10 protein-coding genes are annotated in these 16,055 nt (G+C 60.5%); 6 read left to right on the top strand and 4 right to left on the bottom strand.

The window, feature by feature from the left end:
* The first annotated feature begins 135 nt into the window (after positions 1-135).
* The 6 genes from R6X40_RS16895 to trxA all read left to right on the top strand — a co-directional run bounded on the left by R6X40_RS16895 (position 136) and on the right by trxA (position 12,045).
* Positions 136-2,616 carry an ATP-binding protein gene (locus R6X40_RS16895; protein ID WP_318414942.1) on the top strand — a complete coding sequence of 827 codons (2,481 nt, stop codon included), beginning with the start codon at positions 136-138 and terminating at the stop codon, positions 2,614-2,616.
* Positions 2,616-4,103: a tRNA (adenosine(37)-N6)-threonylcarbamoyltransferase complex ATPase subunit type 1 TsaE gene (gene tsaE / locus R6X40_RS16890; RefSeq protein WP_318414941.1), complete on the top strand. Its 1,488-nt coding sequence runs from the start codon at positions 2,616-2,618 to the stop codon at positions 4,101-4,103. Before R6X40_RS16895 ends, tsaE begins: the two co-directional genes overlap by 1 nt.
* Before the next feature lie 41 nt (positions 4,104-4,144).
* On the top strand, positions 4,145-4,879 hold the full coding sequence (locus R6X40_RS16885; RefSeq protein WP_318414940.1) for a nucleotidyltransferase family protein: 735 nt from the start codon (positions 4,145-4,147) through the stop codon (positions 4,877-4,879).
* A 4-nt stretch (positions 4,880-4,883) separates the two neighbouring features.
* Positions 4,884-8,075, top strand: a complete 3,192-nt coding sequence (gene addB, locus R6X40_RS16880) for a double-strand break repair protein AddB (protein ID WP_318414939.1) — start codon at positions 4,884-4,886, stop codon at positions 8,073-8,075.
* Positions 8,065-11,631, top strand: a complete 3,567-nt coding sequence (addA, locus tag R6X40_RS16875; protein WP_318414994.1) for a double-strand break repair helicase AddA — start codon at positions 8,065-8,067, stop codon at positions 11,629-11,631. The genes addB and addA overlap by 11 nt, the downstream gene beginning before the upstream one ends.
* 90 nt (positions 11,632-11,721) lie before the next feature.
* Positions 11,722-12,045 (top strand): thioredoxin, encoded by a 324-nt coding sequence (trxA, locus tag R6X40_RS16870; protein WP_060640366.1) that lies wholly within the window; start codon positions 11,722-11,724, stop codon positions 12,043-12,045.
* A gap of 79 nt (positions 12,046-12,124) precedes the next feature.
* On the opposite strand, the gene R6X40_RS16865 is transcribed toward trxA, so the two are convergent.
* The 4 genes from R6X40_RS16865 to trpA all read right to left on the bottom strand — a co-directional run bounded on the left by R6X40_RS16865 (position 12,125) and on the right by trpA (position 16,052).
* Positions 12,125-12,733 (bottom strand): GNAT family N-acetyltransferase, encoded by a 609-nt coding sequence (locus R6X40_RS16865; protein ID WP_318414938.1) that lies wholly within the window; start codon positions 12,731-12,733, stop codon positions 12,125-12,127.
* Between the two features lie 41 nt (positions 12,734-12,774).
* The gene (locus R6X40_RS16860; protein ID WP_318414937.1) at positions 12,775-14,118 is read right to left on the bottom strand and encodes a folylpolyglutamate synthase/dihydrofolate synthase family protein; all 1,344 of its coding nucleotides are present in this window, start codon (positions 14,116-14,118) and stop codon (positions 12,775-12,777) included.
* 129 nt (positions 14,119-14,247) lie between these two features.
* A complete protein-coding gene (gene accD, locus R6X40_RS16855; RefSeq protein WP_318414936.1) occupies positions 14,248-15,162 on the bottom strand; it encodes an acetyl-CoA carboxylase, carboxyltransferase subunit beta in 915 nt (304 codons plus the stop codon).
* A gap of 50 nt (positions 15,163-15,212) precedes the next feature.
* On the bottom strand, positions 15,213-16,052 hold the full coding sequence (gene trpA / locus R6X40_RS16850) for a tryptophan synthase subunit alpha (protein ID WP_318414935.1): 840 nt from the start codon (positions 16,050-16,052) through the stop codon (positions 15,213-15,215).
* Positions 16,053-16,055: the final 3 nt, after the last annotated feature.

The following is a 16,055-nucleotide window of genomic DNA, read 5'->3' as shown; positions in this document are numbered from 1 at the left end:
AACCGGACCAATGAGCTTTGAACGGACTCCGCCGAAAGGCCGGGGCACGCTTCAAAGTATTGAATACACAGATGATCGCGTGATTCGGATTTTCCGGCGCATCGATCATGTGTGGTGCAAACGGGGAAGCACGCCATGGAAACAGGTCCTTTGAAACGCGCTGGCGGCCGGATTCCGTCCTTGTTGCGCCGGTTCATGGCAAGCTCGACGCTGGTGGCTTTCGCCTGGCCGGCTTTTGCAGCGGCTGAGGGTGTGGCGACAGCCAACCTCTTCGGCTCGTCCGAAGTCGTGACCTTTTCCGTCCTCATCGGCATCATTTCTGCGGCAATGCTCTCCGCCATATGGTTGATCCGCCAGCGCGGCAATATGGAGACAGAAAACCGCGAGCTGAACACGGCACTGGCCGATGCAAACCACCGGATTTCGCGTTTCCAGGCGCTGATTGCCGACAAGAACCGCCGCATCGTCGTCTGGGAAGGCCAGTCGAACAAACCCGAATTTCTCGGCCAGCTGCCCGCCGAAACCGGCGCGCCACAGGATGACCGCGATTTCCTCGCTTTCGGCCGCTGGATTAAATCGCAATCGGCATCCGAGCTGGAAAAGGCTATCGAACGGCTGCGCTCGAATGCCGAGAGCTTTGACCTCATCGTAGAAACCACCCGTAGCGAAATCATCGAAGCCCAAGGCCGCGTATCCGGCGGCCGCGCCTTCGTCCGGTTTGTCGCACTGAACAATCTGCGGGCCGAGCTTGCGGAAGTGAAAATGGAACGCGACCACCTGCACGGCGCGCTGTCCAATCTGAATACACTGCTCGATGCGATCGACCTGCCTGTCTGGCAGCGCGGGCCGGACGGCACCATTCTGTGGGTGAACGAAGCTTACGCCGAAGCCGTTGAGGCCACCGATCCCTCCGCCGCTGTCAAGGAGAGCCGCGAGCTTCTCGCAACAGTCGCGCGTGAAAAAATCCGCGTCATGAGCACTTACGATTCGCCCTATCGCGAGAAGGTTTCCACCGTCGTGCGCGGAAACCGGACGTTCTTCGACGTCGTGGACACCAAGAGCACCAGCGGCTCGGCAGGGATGGCGATCAACATCTCCGACGCCGAGGCTGTGCGCGAAGAACTCAACCGCACCCTGAAGAGCCATGCCGAAACGCTCGATCATCTGGCAACGCCAGTCGCGATCTTCGACGGCAGCCAGCAACTGCAATTCTACAATCAGGCTTTCCAGCGCCTATGGGACCTGGACATGGGCTTCCTCGAGCGCAAGCCGGGCAACGGCGAGATCCTCGACCGGCTGCGCGCCGTCGGAAAGCTGCCGGAACAGCTCAACTGGAAACAGTGGAAAGACGCGGCTCTCGCCGTCTATCAGGCGATCGAGACGCAGTCCGATCTCTGGCACCTGCCCAACGGCCAGACCCTGCGCGTGTTCGCAACTGCCCGCCCACAGGGCGGCGCAACCTGGGTGTTTGAAAACCTGACGGAAAAGGTTGATCTGGAAACCCGCTACAACACGCTGGTGCAGGTCCAAGGCGAAACCATCGACCATCTATCGGAAGGCGTTGCGGTGTTCGGCCCCGACGGCCGTATCAAGCTGTCCAACCCGGCCTTCCGCGCTCTTTGGGGCGTCAGCGAGATCGAGGCGAAGCCCGGCACGCATATTCGCGCCATCGAGCAGGCCTGCGCGCCATCCTACGACCAGCCGGACGGCTGGAAGCGGTTTTCGCATCTCATCACCAGCTTTGATGACGAACGCCCGTCCTGTCAGGGGATTTTGGAGTTGCGGACCGGGTTGATCCTCGATTTCGCCGTCATTCCGCTGCCCAACGCCCAGACCATGCTGACCTTCGTCAACATCACCGACAGCGCTCGGGTCGAGCGCGCGCTCACGGAAAAGAACGATGCGCTTCGGATGGCAGACCATCTGAAGAACGACTTCGTCCAGCACGTGTCCTATGAGCTGCGATCGCCGCTTACCAATATTATCGGGTTTGCCGATCTCCTGAAGACGCCGGCTTTCGGATCACTGACGGAGCGGCAGGCGGAATATGTCGATCACATCTCGACTTCATCTTCGCTGCTTCTGACGATCGTCAACGACATCCTCGATCTTGCCACCGTCGATGCCGGTATCGTCGAACTCGACCTGTCGGAAATCAACCTGACGGATTTCCTCGATGAAGTGTCGCTGCAGATGGCCGACAGGCTGCAGGAAAGCGCTGTCACGCTGCAAATCGACACACCGGATATGCTTGGCCTGTTCGTCGCCGATCACCAGCGGCTGAAGCAGATCCTCATCAAGCTGTTGACCAATGCCGCCAATTTTGCGCCCGATGGCAGCACGGTCAGCCTGAAATGCCGCCGCGAGAGCAGCGATTTTGTCTTCAGCGTTACCGATAATGGTGCCGGCATTCCGCAGGATGTTCTCGACACCGTGTTCAAGCGTTTCGAGAGTCATGGCCAGCACGGCGGCGCGGGCCTTGGCCTGTCAATCGTCGAAAGCTTCGTCAGCCTCCACCACGGCACCGTATCGATCCGCAGCCGCGAAGGCGAAGGCACGGAAGTAACCTGCCGCATCCCATCCGGCGATCTGCCGAAAATCGCCGCAGCGGAATAATGCAGGTGATCGAGCTCACCCTCACGGACGAGGCGGCCACGATCGAGCTCGGCGAGGACCTAGCGCTGGCTTTGAAGGCCGGCGACTGCCTTGCGCTATCGGGTGATCTCGGAGCAGGTAAGTCGACATTGGCGCGCGCCTTTCTCAGGGCCATGGCCGATGATGAAGCACTGGAGGTTCCAAGCCCCACCTTCACGCTGGTGCAGAGCTACGAGCTGCGCATTCCCGTTTCGCATTTCGATCTCTACCGGCTGGCCGATGTGTCGGAACTCGATGAGTTGGGATTTGATGAGGCTCTGTCCGAGGGTATCTGCCTGGTGGAATGGCCCGAGAATGCGCTTTCGGCGCTGCCGAAGTCGCGTTTGACCGCCACGTTTTCTCACCTCGGCGACGGGCGTGTCGTTTCGATCACCGGTGAAGCCGCAGCCCTTGCGCGGATCGAGCGCAGCCTCACTATCCGCGCCTTCCTCAGAGAACGCGGATACGGACATGCGAAGCGCCGCCACCTGAGCGGTGATGCTTCGGCGCGTGCCTATGAACGTATTTTCAGGCCCGGGGAACCGGCACGCATCCTGATGGACTCGGCCCGACACACGCCCGGCCCCATCCTTCAGGACGGCAAATATTACCAGCAGCTTGCCCATCTGGCCGAGGACGTTATCCCCTTCGTCGCCATCGCCGGCGATATCAGGGAAAAGGGGTTTTGCGCGCCGGATATCTATGAAAGCGACCTCGACGCAGGCATCCTACTGATCGAAGACCTCGGCAGTGACGGCATTCTCGATGCCGAGGGGCAGCCGATTGACGAACGCTATCTGGAAAGCGTCCGAGCGCTTGCGCATCTGCATGCGCAACCGGTGACACGGGATATTTCGCTCGGGTCCGTCACCCACAACATCCCTGATTTCGATCGCACCGCGATGAAGATCGAGACCAGCTTGCTGATCGACTGGTACCTGCCCTGGAAACGCGGCAACACGGCTTCCGATGCCGAGCGTGCCAGCTATTTCGCCGTCTGGGACCATCTGATCGATCTGCTAGGCTCATCGGAAAAGAAACTGCTGCTGCGCGACTTCCATTCGCCGAACATCATCTGGCGTGAAGGCCGGTCCGGCTTTGACCGCATCGGCATCATCGATTTCCAGGATTCGATGATCGGGCCGACCGCCTATGACGTCGCCTCCATCTCGCAGGATGCGCGTGTCACGATCGAGCCGGATCTGCGCGACGCGATGTTGTCGCTTTATTGCGCCGAGCGCGATGCTCTTGGCCCGTTCGACGAGACGATGTTCCGGCGTGACTGGCACCTGATGTCCGCGCAGCGCAATTGCAAGCTTGTTGGCATCTGGGTGCGGCTGATGCAGCGCGACGGAAAACCCTTCTATATGAAGCACATGCCGCGAACATTCTCCTACCTTGAAGTGGCGCTCCAGCACGAAGCGCTCGCGCCCTTGCGCGATTGGTGCATAAAGGCTGGAATCCTTTAGGCCGAATCAGCGGCCGAAGCTTCAGTGGAATACGTGCTGCCATGTCCATCATCGAAAACGCCATGGTGCTTGCTGCGGGGCTTGGAACCCGCCTGCGCCCTATCACCGACACCATGCCGAAACCGCTGGTTCCGATCGCTGGCAGGCCGATGATCGACTATGTGCTGGACTTGCTGGAGGCTGCGGGCGTGACGACGGCAGCGGTCAACGTTCATCATTTCGCCGATCGGATGGAAGCACACCTGGCAAAACGAAGCCGGCCAAGCATCATCATTTCCGACGAGCGGGCGGCATTGATGAACTCCGGTGGCGGCCTAGTCAAAGGACTGAAGCTGCTGCCGGAAGGTCCGGTTCTGGTGATGAATGCCGACCTGTTCTGGGTTGGAGAAAAGCCGGGGGCGCCTTCCAATCTTCAACACCTCGCATCCTTCTTCGACCCAGAAACCATGGACATGGCGCTTCTCTGCGTGCGCAACGAGGACACGACCGGACACAATGGCAAGCTGGATTTCTCGCTCGGCCCGGATGGACAGCTTTCACGCTACAAGGACGGCATGGACAATCCTGTCGTCTATGCGGGTGCAATAGCGCTGAACAGCCGCCTTTTCGCCGATGCCCCGGATGATGCCTTCAACCTCAATATCTATTTCGACCGAGCAATCGAGCAAAACAGGCTTTTCGGCATCGGTCTCGACGGTCATTGGCTGACGGTCGGAACGCCCGACGCAGTGGGACAAGCCGAGGCTGTCATCCACCAGTTCGAAGTGGGAGGCTGACGACGTGACGGATACTGTCTCCAACGTCTTCACCATTCCGCCTGGCCTTCCATTCCTGAAGACTTTGGTCGAAAAACTGTGTTCAGGCGATCTGATCCCAGGTTTTCGCTACGATGCGGCCGATCCCCTGTCGCTTGCCGGCGTGACCATTTTCGTGCCGACCCGGCGCTCGGCACGCGTGCTGCGCTCCGAGCTGGTGGATTGCCTTGGCGGGCGCTCGGCGATCCTTCCGATGATCCGGGCGCTGGGTGAAACCGATGACGACAGCGGCTTCTTCGACGCCGAAATCCCGGCGATCCTCGATCTCGCGCCACCTTTGCCCAACATCGCCCGGCTGATCGAGCTTGGTTGCCTCATCCTTGCCTGGCGAAACCAGCTACCGAAGGCTGTGCTCGACGTACACGCGGAAAGCCCGCTGATTGCACCGGCCAGCCCCGCCGACGCCATCTGGCTGGCGCGCAATCTCTCCGAAATCATCGATGCGATGGAAACGGAGGAACTGGACTGGAACGCACTCGACATGCTCGATGATGCCGACCATGCCCTCTGGTGGCAGCTGACGCTGGCGTTTCTCAAGATCGCCAGCATGTATTGGCCGGCACGGCTGGAGGAACTGAAGCAATCCTCCCCCGCCCGCCATCGCAACGCTATTCTGGATGCCGAGGCCCAGCGCATCGCCAGCGGCAAGGTCGCCGGCCCGATCATCATTGCCGGCTCCACCGGCTCCATCCCGGCAACTGCCAAACTGATTGCCGCCATCCAAAAACTTCCGAACGGCACCATTGTCCTTCCCGGCCTCGACCAGACGATGAGCGATGCCGAATGGATGATGATCGCGCCGGAGACTGAAAAGCGTCCGGGCAGACCTGATCCGGCAAGCCGCAGCCACCCGCAATACGGCTTCTTCCGCCTGCTGAAACGCATGGAGGTTTCACGGCAGGATGTTGCGGTTCTCGGTATTTCGGATACTGATCTCGATTACCGCGCAGAGCTGATTTCCCACGCTCTTCTGCCTGTTCAGGCGACCAGCAGCTGGACGGCGATACGCAGTGACGTTGATCCCGCCCGGCTGACGGCTGCCTTTGCCGACGCGGCGCTGATCGAAACAGCCAATGAACGCGAAGAGGCGACCGCCATCGCCATTGCCCTTCGTCTGGCGCTGCACGGCAATGAGGAAAGCCAGGCGGCCCTGATCACTCCCGACCGCGACCTCGCACGGCGGGTTGCCGCTGAACTGATGCGCTTCGGTATCGAAGCCGACGATTCCGCCGGTACGCCGCTTTCTTCCACTGGCCCTGGCAGTCTTGCGCGTCTGCTGCTCGAAGCGGCTTTGCGGCCGGGCGATCCGGTATCGATTGTGGCGCTTCTGAAGCATCCGCTAGCCCGGTTTGGCCTCTCCGCCGAGGCGATGAATGTGGCGGCGGCGACGCTGGAGCTGATGGCTCTGCGCGGCGGCACCGGCAGCGCCGATATTTCCGAGCTTGAAACCCTTATTGATCAGACATTGCAGCAAGAAATCGGCAAGAGGCATCTGCCGGAATGGCGCGGACATATCGATGATGAGGCCATCGCGCAGGCCCGTGATCTTGCCCGGCGCATCGCGGCGGCAGCCGAGCCTCTGGCGGGTACCTTGGTACGCCACCACAGAAGCGGCCGCGGGCTGACCGCAGCCTTGCCACTTTCACAATGGGCCGAGAAAACGGGTGCTGCTCTGGAAGCGGCCGCCATTGATGAACAGGGCAGCCTTGCCGGGCTCTGGTCGGGTGAAGCCGGCGAAGCATTGGCGACACAGTTGCGCTCCGTCATCGATACAGAAGGCCAGCTGACCGCTGACGGGCCGCAATGGAGCGACATTGTCGAGGCGCTTTCGGCAAGCGAATCGATCAAGCCGCGCTCGATGCGCCATCCGCGCGTGTTCATTTTCGGCGCGCTCGAATCCCGCCTGCAGAGCGTCGATCTCGTGGTTCTCGGTGGCATGAACGAAGGCACATGGCCGGGCCAAACGGCCAACGATCCGTTCCTGTCGCGAACGATGAAAACCTCGATGGGACTGGAACCGCCGGAGCGGCGGATCGGCCAGCTGGCACACGATTTCCAGATGGCCTGCGGCACCCGCAAGCTTATTTTGACCCGCGCCATGCGCAAGGGTGCGACGCCGACCGTTGCATCCCGCTGGCTGCAGAGGCTTCTCGCGGTGGGTGGCAAGGCATTTGCAGCGGCGTTGCGCGAAAATGGCAGGGATTATCAGCAATGGGCCGGCATGCTCGATCAGGGCGTCACCCAGCCGCTGGCCAAAAGGCCGGAGCCGAAGCCTCCGGCTGAGCATCAGCCACGAAGCTATTCCTTCAGCGAAGTGAGCCGGCTACGGCGCGATCCCTATGCCGTTTACGCGCGGCGAATCCTGCGCTTGCAGCCGATCGAACCCTTCAACCGTGATCCCGGTGCTGCCGAACGCGGCACGTTGTACCACAAGATCGTCGAACGTTTCGTACGCGCCCAGCTGGATGCTGCATCGCCGGAAGCGCAGGTGGAAATGAGCCGGATTCTCAATGAAGCTTTTGACGAACAGGCCCTACCCGCCCAGATCGATATCGTCTGGAGGCCGCGCTTCGCTGCCGTTGGCAGGGCCTTTATCGACTGGGAAATCAGCCGTCAGGCCGATATCCGCAAGAGTTTCACCGAACTCTATGCCTCGATGGAGCTTGGCGTTTCCGACATCAAGCTGACCGGGATTGCCGACCGAATTGATATTCTTGGTGACGGCAGCGCCGTGATCGTCGATTACAAGACGGGATCGACCCCCTCGATCAACGAGGCCCGCGCCCTGCTCGATCCACAACTGGCTTTGGAAGCAGCGGCGCTGAAGGCCGGTGCTTTCCAGAAGGCGGGCGCAAAACGCCCGCTATCGCTTCTTTATGTCCGCCTCAAACCCGGCGAACGATTTGCCGTTCAGGAAGTCAACAACGAGCATGCCAAGGCCCGCGCCAATGTCGAGACCAAGTCTGCAGAGCAACTGGCGGAGGATTCGCTGAAGGAGTTGACCGGGCTTCTTGCCGCCCTGATGAGCGGTAAATACGGCTTTGCCTCCCGGCTGATCGTGCAAAAGGAGCGCGATTACGGCGGCGAGTATGATCATCTGGCACGGGTTGCCGAATGGGCGACGGCGGAAGGCGAGGATGACAGCAATGAAGGATGACGATTTCGGCCCGCTCGAGCCGACGCCACAGGCCTGGCTGGATTGGACTTCAGCCAAGCAGGCACTGGCCTCAGATCCTGCCCGCTCGGCCTGGGTTTCCGCCAATGCCGGCTCTGGCAAGACGCATGTTCTGACCCAGCGCGTTATCCGGCTTCTGCTGGCCGGCTGCCGGCCGTCGGCTATTCTCTGCTTGACCTATACCAAGGCAGCCGCATCGGAAATGTCCAACCGTGTGTTCGAGCGGCTGGCCGAATGGGTGACGCTGGACGATGACGCTCTGGATGACCGGATCGCGGCCATCGAGGGCGAGCGGCCGGATCTTTTGAAACGCCAGGAGGCCCGGCGGCTGTTCGCGCGTGCGCTTGAGACGCCTGGCGGTTTGAAGATCCAGACGATCCACGCTTTCTGCGAAGCGCTACTGCACCAGTTTCCGTTGGAGGCGAATGTTGCCGGCCATTTCTCGGTGCTCGACGACCGCGCCTCTGCCACGCTTCTGGCCGATGCACGGCGGGCGCTGTTGACGGCAACGGCGAGCGAAGACGATGTGGAACTGACGGAAGCTTTTGCAACGGTTCTCGACCTTGCCGACGATACCGGACTTGAAAAACTTCTGTCGGCCATCGTTGCGCAACGCACGCCGATCCAGCTTTTTCTCGATGGAGCCGCCAGTAATGGTGGTATCGATCCGGCGCTTCGCCAAGCGCTTGGCCTCGATCACGATGAGACAACACAAACAGCATTAGCCGGATTCTGGCCGCTAAAGGGTCTGAACGGCGCGGCGCTCGAACGCTATATCAGCATGGCGCTTTCCGCCGGTGGCGCCAAGGTTACCGAGTTCGCCGATGGCCTGCGCGCAGTCGCGAAGCTCGCTGATCCGCTGCAACGCTACAATGTGCTGAATGGATTGTTCTTCACTCAGGCCGGCAAGCCGAAAGCGGATTCGGCTTTTCTGTCAAAAGGCATGCGCGACAAGGCGCCGGATCTGGAAGACCTCGTCAACGCCGCGCGCGACCATGTCGTCGCTGCGACCGACCGGCTCAACCTGATTTCCATGTTCGAAGCCACCAAGGCCGCGCTGGTGCTCGCCGACCGGCTGAACAATGACTATGAGGATATCAAGAAAGGTCGCAGCCAACTGGACTTTGACGACCTGATCAACCGTACGGCGACGCTTCTGTCGCGCGGCGACGTCAGCCGCTGGATCCACTACAAGCTCGACCAGGGCATCGACCATATCCTCGTCGACGAGGCACAGGATACCAGTCCGGTGCAATGGACAATCATCCAGTCGCTGGCCGAGGATTTCTTTTCCGGTGAGACGGCGCGCGGTGGCAACCGGACGATGTTTGCCGTTGGCGACGAGAAGCAGTCGATCTATTCGTTTCAGGGCGCCCGGCCCGAGCGGTTTTCCGACGAAAGCACCGAGACCGAACGGCGGGTCCGCGATGGCGGCAAGGCTTTCAGCCCAATCCGGCTGCAGCTTTCCTTCCGATCCACCGAAGACGTGCTCTCTGCCGTCGATGCCGTATTTGAAAATCCGGTCCATGCCCGCGGCCTCAGCGCCCGAAACGATGCCGTGGTGCACGCTTCCAACCGGATCGGCCATCCGGGACTGGTTGAGGTCTGGGACACGATCGCGCCGGCCGACAGCATTCAGGAAGACGACTGGACGGCCGCCTTCGATGCGACGCCGGAGGATGCGCCGGCCAACATTCTGGCCCAGCGCATCGCCAATGTCCTTGCCGACTGGATCGGCAAGGAAACGGTGATCGAAAAGGGTGTCAAACGGCCGATGCAGCCGGGCGATATCATTGTGCTGGTGCGAAAGCGCGATGCCTTCGTCAACGCTCTGACGCGGGCCCTGAAGACGCGGCAGAATATTCCTGTTGCCGGCGCCGACCGGCTGGTGCTGACCAACCATATCGCCGTGCAGGATCTGATGGCGCTTGGCCGCTTCGTGCTTCTGCCACAGGACGACCTGTCGCTGGCGGCAGTTTTGAAGAGCCCGTTGTTCAATCTTGGCGAGGACGATATCGCCGCACTGGCGGTGGGAAGGCCATCATCGGTCAGTGTCTGGAAAAACCTGCTGGACTTCGGTGCTGACGAGACAAGCCGGTATCATCTCGCCTTGCAGAAACTGCAGCGCTACAGATCGCTGTCGCGCACCCTGCCCGTTCATGATTTCTACGCGCAGATCCTCGGCCAGGATGGCGGACGCGCTGCCTACCTCGGACGGCTCGGCACCGAAGTCAGCGACATCCTCGACGAATTCCTGACCTTTGCGCTCGACCATGAAAAGAACGGCCTTCCCGGCCTGCAGGCCTTCATTTCCGGCCTGGAGATGGAAGCACCGACGGTCAAGCGCGAACAGGACAAGGAACGTAACGAAGTTCGCATCATGACCGTCCACGCGGCCAAGGGACTGGAAGCGCCGGTGGTCTTCCTGGTCGATGGCGGCGGCAAGGCTTTTAATTCACAGCATGTCTCCGGCCTCAGAATGATCAAGCAGGACGATCATCAGGACACGATGCCGCTACCCGTCTGGCGTCCGCCGGGCGCTGCATCCACCACGCTGGTGGATGCAGATACGGAGCGGCTGAAAACAGCGGCGGAAGAAGAATACCGCCGGCTTCTCTATGTCGGCATGACGCGCGCGGCCGACCGGTTAATCGTTTGCGGCTATCAGGGTAAGCGCGGCAATCCCGAAAGCTGGCATGCGATGGTGACCGCGAGCCTGTCCGCTGATGAGCGCGGCCGCAGCGCGCCGATGACATTTGCCGCCGGGGATCAGGAGTGGACCGGTTATCGCTGGCAGGTTTCCTCGCTGAGCCGCGATCTGCAGACCAGGGAGGACGGCGAGGAGACGGTGGAGACTCAACGCATGGGCCTGCCGCCGGCACTGCTGCAGCCATTGCCGCCGCAGAAACATTTGCCCCGGCCGCTCAGCCCTTCCGGCGCGGGTGCCGTCATTGATGAAGAGGACGGAAGTCCTATTGTCGGATCTGCCTTGTTCTCCCAAAAGCCTGGCGCCGACACATCGTTGCTGCGCGGCGCAATCCTGCACCGGTTCCTGCAGGTCTTGCCATCGATCGCACCGGATGAGCGCCGGGCGGCGGCTGAGCGTTATCTGCTGCGCTCCGTTCCGCGCTGGTCTGCGCCGCAACGGCAAGCGCTGACCGAATCGGTTCTGAACGTGATCGATCATCCGGACCTCGCCGCGCTGTTTTCTGAAGGCAGCCGGGCGGAGGTGTCCGTCATGGGCACGCTCAAGCTCGGCACCAGGGATTTTGCGGTTTCCGGCCGAATCGACCGGATGGCTGTATCCGGCAACACGGTGATCATTGCCGACTTCAAGACCAACCGTGAAGTCCCGGCTTCCGCCGAAGCGGTTCCCTTGGTCTACAGGGCACAGTTGGCGATCTATCGCGCCCTGCTGGAACCGCTCTACCCCGATCACATCATCCAGTGTGCTTTGATTTACACCGGTGGCCCTACCGTTCTCACCCTGCCACAGACGATGCTTGATCGGAGTCTTGTGGACCTCGCGACAAAGTGAGATAGGAATGGGATTGAAAAGCTGACGCTCAACCATCACATGATGGATAACCGTTCGAAGAACGCCGATTTCGAAACCAAGGAGCAGCCTATGGCTACCGTAAAAGTCGATACTTCCAATTTTCAGGACGAAGTCCTGAACTCCGTCGAGCCTGTCATCGTGGATTTCTGGGCCGAATGGTGCGGCCCGTGCAAGATGATCGCTCCGAGCCTGGAAGAAATTTCCGTTGAAATGGCCGGTAAGGTCAAGGTTGCCAAGGTCAACATCGACGAGAACCCGGAAATCGCCGCCCAGTATGGCGTGCGCTCTATCCCGACTCTCGCCATGTTCAAGGCCGGCGAAGTCGCCGACATCAAGGTCGGTGCTGCACCGAAGACGGCCCTGACCTCCTGGATTTCCAACGCTGCTGCGTAAGTAACATTCAGATTTAAACAAAAAGCCCGGGAAACCGGGCTTTTTTTATGTCTATCAATCACTCAGTGCTGGTTGCAGCTTAGAGCAATGGCACATGCGGGGCAGCGGTTTTCGGCAGCAGGCCCATCAGCCGCGGATCGTCATGGACCTCGACCATCAGCTTGTAAGGCTTGAAGCCCGAACGCTGATAGAACCCCATGGCGGCCGGGTGATCGAATGTGCAGGTGTGCAGCCAGAAGCGATCAATCGGCTGCGCCCACGCCTTGGCGATCGCCTGGTTCATCAGGAGACGTCCCGTTCCCTTGCCGATCGCGTCCTTGATCACACCGAAATAAACCACTTCGCATTCGCCGGTCACGCGAAAGTCAAGCTCGACCAGACCGATATCGCTGTCACCATCGCGCAACGCATAGGTCTCCACCGATGGGTTAGCGAGAATGCCGCGCACCTCTTCATCGCCGATCTCCAGCATCGACACCCACAGCCAGTCCTCGCCGACCTCGCGAAACAGGTGACGGTAGATATCAAGGTTCTGCGGGCCGAGGCGCACCAGGCTAAGCGGCAACTCCGGCAAACCGGGCAATTGTGCCGGGCGCGTTCGCATTTCCAGAAATGTCACCACATTGGCGACCTTGCCGGGTGGGATGGGCGAATAGCCCTCGGGCACTACAGGATTGTTGTCGTACATTTGTTTCTCTGCTCAGGAACTCAAATCGGCGGCGCAACCATTTACCGTGGCGGGGTGCCGTTGTCGGCCAGAACGTCGCCGACCAGATAAAGCGAGCCGCCAATCAGGATGCGGGGCGCGGCCGGGTCATCGTTGAACATCGCGGTGATGGCACCGAGCGCCTCGGCCACAGTTGCCATCGCGCCTGCCTCGAACCCGGCAGAAGCTGCATCGTCGGCGAGTGCCACCGCATCTATGCCAGCATCCGAGGCGCGGATCGGCACGGTAAAGACCTGTTCAGCCAGGCCCTTGAACGCTTGAAAATATCCCACCGGATCCTTGGTGTTGATCATTCCGATGATCAGGAACAGCGGCCGCGGATCACGTTCCTCCAGATTGGCCATTGTTTCGGCGATGACCTGGCCAGCGCCCGGATTGTGCCCGCCATCCACCCAGATTTCCGACCCTTGCGGGGCCAGACGGACCAGATTGCCTTCGGTCAACCGCTGCAACCGGCCCGGCCATTCGACGGTGACCAATCCCTTGTCGATGACGGCATCGGACACATCAAAACCCGCAGCCTTCACCGCACGGATGGCGGCGGCGGCGTTGGCATATTGATGGCGGCCCGGCAGACGCGGTACCGGCAAATCGGCAAGACCGAATTCATCCTGATAGACCAGACGGCCAAACTCCTCATGCGCCATGAAGTCCTGCCCGTAGACCGAGACCGGGCATTTCAGCCGTTCAGCGATAGAGATGAGCACGTCGCGCGCAGTGTCTTCCTCCTGATGACCGATCACCACCGGGCAGCCGCGCTTCATGATCCCGGCCTTTTCAGCCGCAATCAGCTCGACACGATCGCCGAGATAGGCCTGATGATCGAGCGAGATCGGCATGATGACGGAAACGGCGGGGGTCTTGATGACATTGGTCGCGTCGAAACGGCCACCGAGGCCGACTTCGATAATGACGACATCGGCGGGGTGTTCGGCAAACAGCACGAAGGTGACGGCTGTCAGGATTTCGAAAACGGTGATCTTCTGACCGCCATTGGCCTCACCGACGCGGCGGACGGCATCGGCCAGAACGGCATCGCTAACCAGCGCGCCGCGTTCGCCCTTCTTGCCGATGCGATAACGCTCATGCCAGTTGACCAGATGCGGAGAGGTGTGAACGTGGACACTGAGGCCTGCCGCCTCCAGGATAGCGCGGGAAAAGGCCGTAACTGAGCCCTTGCCGTTGGTGCCGGCCACGTGGATCACCGGTGGGAGCTTATCCTGCGGATTGCCGAGCACATCGAGAAGCCGGGTAATGCGGTCAAGCGACAGATCGAAGCCCTTCGGATGAAGAGCAAGCAGCTTGTCGATTTCCTGTCCCGCTTCGCTGATTTGCGCCGTCGTCATCACCGCTTCTCCAACTGCCGCTGGAGCGCCGGGCGCTCATTCAAGCGCGCTCAAGACGCGCCAATCCCAAATGATCCAATCGTGAACGGGCGCCCGGGACACTCCCGGCCGCCCCTAGTATTTTGAAGCTCAGGCGCTGGCTGCCATCGGAATGGCGGCAAGTGCAGCACTGCCATTGAGCTTGGCAGCATCGACCGGCTTCTTCATCAGGATTTTCAGCACGCGAGCGAGCGTGTCAGGAATATCGTGACGCTTGATGACCATGTCGATCATGCCGTGTTCCATCAGGTATTCCGATGTCTGGAAACCCTCCGGCAGCTTTTCGCGGATGGTCTGTTCGATCACGCGCTTGCCGGCGAAGCAGATTTCGGCACCCGGTTCGGCCAGATGCAGATCACCCAGCATGGCATAGGAGGCGGTCACGCCACCCGTCGTCGGGTTTGTCAGCACGACGATATAGGGAAGGCCAGCTTCCTTGAGCATCTGAACCGCAACCGTTGTGCGCGGTAGCTGCATGAGTGACAGGATGCCTTCCTGCATGCGGGCGCCGCCCGAAGCCGGGAAGATCACCAGCGGGCATTTCTCGGCAATCGCCTTTTCGAACGCCTTGACGATCGCTTCGCCGGCGGCCATGCCGAGCGAACCGCCCATGAAGTTGAATTCATGCACGACGCCGACGAGCTTGACGCCACGGCAGCGGCCGACACCGGCAACGATCGTGTCTTCAAGATCGGTCTTGATGCGGCTGTCACGCAGACGATCGACATATTTCTTCGAATCGCGAAACTTCAACGGGTCCTGCGCCACCTTCGGCTGCGGCAGGGCTTCGTAGACACCGTCATCGAACAGGTCCTTCAACCGTGCTTTGGCCGGCATCTTCATATGGAAGCCGGATGCGGGGATGACCCATTTGTTTTCCTCGAGATCGCGGTGAAACACCATCTCGCCGGTTTCCGGGCATTTGATCCAGAGATTTTCCGGAACTTCCCGGCGACCGAGCATCGAGTTGATCTTCGGTCGAACGTAATTTGTGATCCAGTTCAAATCCAAACTCCTGAATAGTCAAAACCGGTCGTGACCCAGAATATGGGCATTTATTCGGCCGCGACAAGTTTCGCGGAACGAACGCCGGCTGCGAGGCCACGCACCAGCGTTTCCACGCCCGGTACCGTTGCCCCTGTTGATTTTCCGTCCTCGGTGAGGCTTGACGCCACCTGGTTGACGATAGCGGTGCCAACGACCACGCCGTCGGCCGAAGCGCCGATGGCGCGGGCATGTTCAGCCGTCTTGACGCCGAAGCCGACACAGACCGGAAGTTTCGTATGGCCTTTGATCCGCTGCACGGCACTGCCGACAACAGTGGGATCCGGCAGAGCCGAGCCGGTGATACCGTTCATCGAGACATAATAGACGAAACCGGAGGTATTTTCGAGAACCTTCGGCAACCGCTTGTCGTCGGTGGTTGGCGTCGCCAGGCGAATGAAGTTGATATCCTTCTTCAAGGCCGGGATGCATAACTCGTCATCCATTTCCGGCGGCAGATCGACAACGATCAGGCCGTCGATACCAGCCGCCAGCGCATCATCAAGGAAGCGCTCGACGCCATGGATATAGATCGGGTTGTAGTAGCCCATCAGGACGATCGGCGTGTCCTGATCGTCTTCGCGGAAGCGGCGGGCGATTTCCAGGGTCTTGACCAGTGTCTGCCCGCCCTTCAAGGCGCGCTGGCCGGCCAGCTGGATCGCAGGACCATCGGCCATAGGGTCGGAAAAAGGCATTCCGAGCTCGATGATATCGGAACCGGCCGAAGGCAGGGCCTTCATGATCGCCAGCGACGTGTCGAAATCCGGATCCCCGGCCATGAAATAGGTGACCAGTGCCGGGCGGCCCTCAGTGGCCAGATCGGCGAATCGTTTGTCCATGCGTGCGGTCATGCT

The sequence above is a fragment of the Rhizobium sp. PL01 genome, from assembly GCF_033447125.1.
Taxonomy (GTDB): Bacteria; Pseudomonadota; Alphaproteobacteria; order Rhizobiales; family Rhizobiaceae; genus Pararhizobium.
The sequence above is the reverse complement of the archived record's forward strand: the minus strand, read 5'-3'. Positions and strand labels throughout refer to the sequence as shown.

Excerpts from the sequence above, each read along its gene's own strand:
- R6X40_RS16895 (WP_318414942.1), top strand. The coding sequence starts at position 136 with ATGGAAACAGGTCCTTTGAAACGCGCTGGCGGCCGGATTCCGTCCTTG.
- tsaE (WP_318414941.1), top strand. The coding sequence starts at position 2,616 with ATGCAGGTGATCGAGCTCACCCTCACGGACGAGGCGGCCACGATCGAG.
- R6X40_RS16885 (WP_318414940.1), top strand. The coding sequence starts at position 4,145 with ATGTCCATCATCGAAAACGCCATGGTGCTTGCTGCGGGGCTTGGAACC.
- addA (WP_318414994.1), top strand. The coding sequence starts at position 8,065 with ATGAAGGATGACGATTTCGGCCCGCTCGAGCCGACGCCACAGGCCTGG.
- trxA (WP_060640366.1), top strand. The coding sequence starts at position 11,722 with ATGGCTACCGTAAAAGTCGATACTTCCAATTTTCAGGACGAAGTCCTG.
- R6X40_RS16865 (WP_318414938.1), bottom strand. The coding sequence starts at position 12,733 with ATGTACGACAACAATCCTGTAGTGCCCGAGGGCTATTCGCCCATCCCA.
- R6X40_RS16860 (WP_318414937.1), bottom strand. The coding sequence starts at position 14,118 with ATGACGACGGCGCAAATCAGCGAAGCGGGACAGGAAATCGACAAGCTG.
- trpA (WP_318414935.1), bottom strand. The coding sequence starts at position 16,052 with ATGACCGCACGCATGGACAAACGATTCGCCGATCTGGCCACTGAGGGC.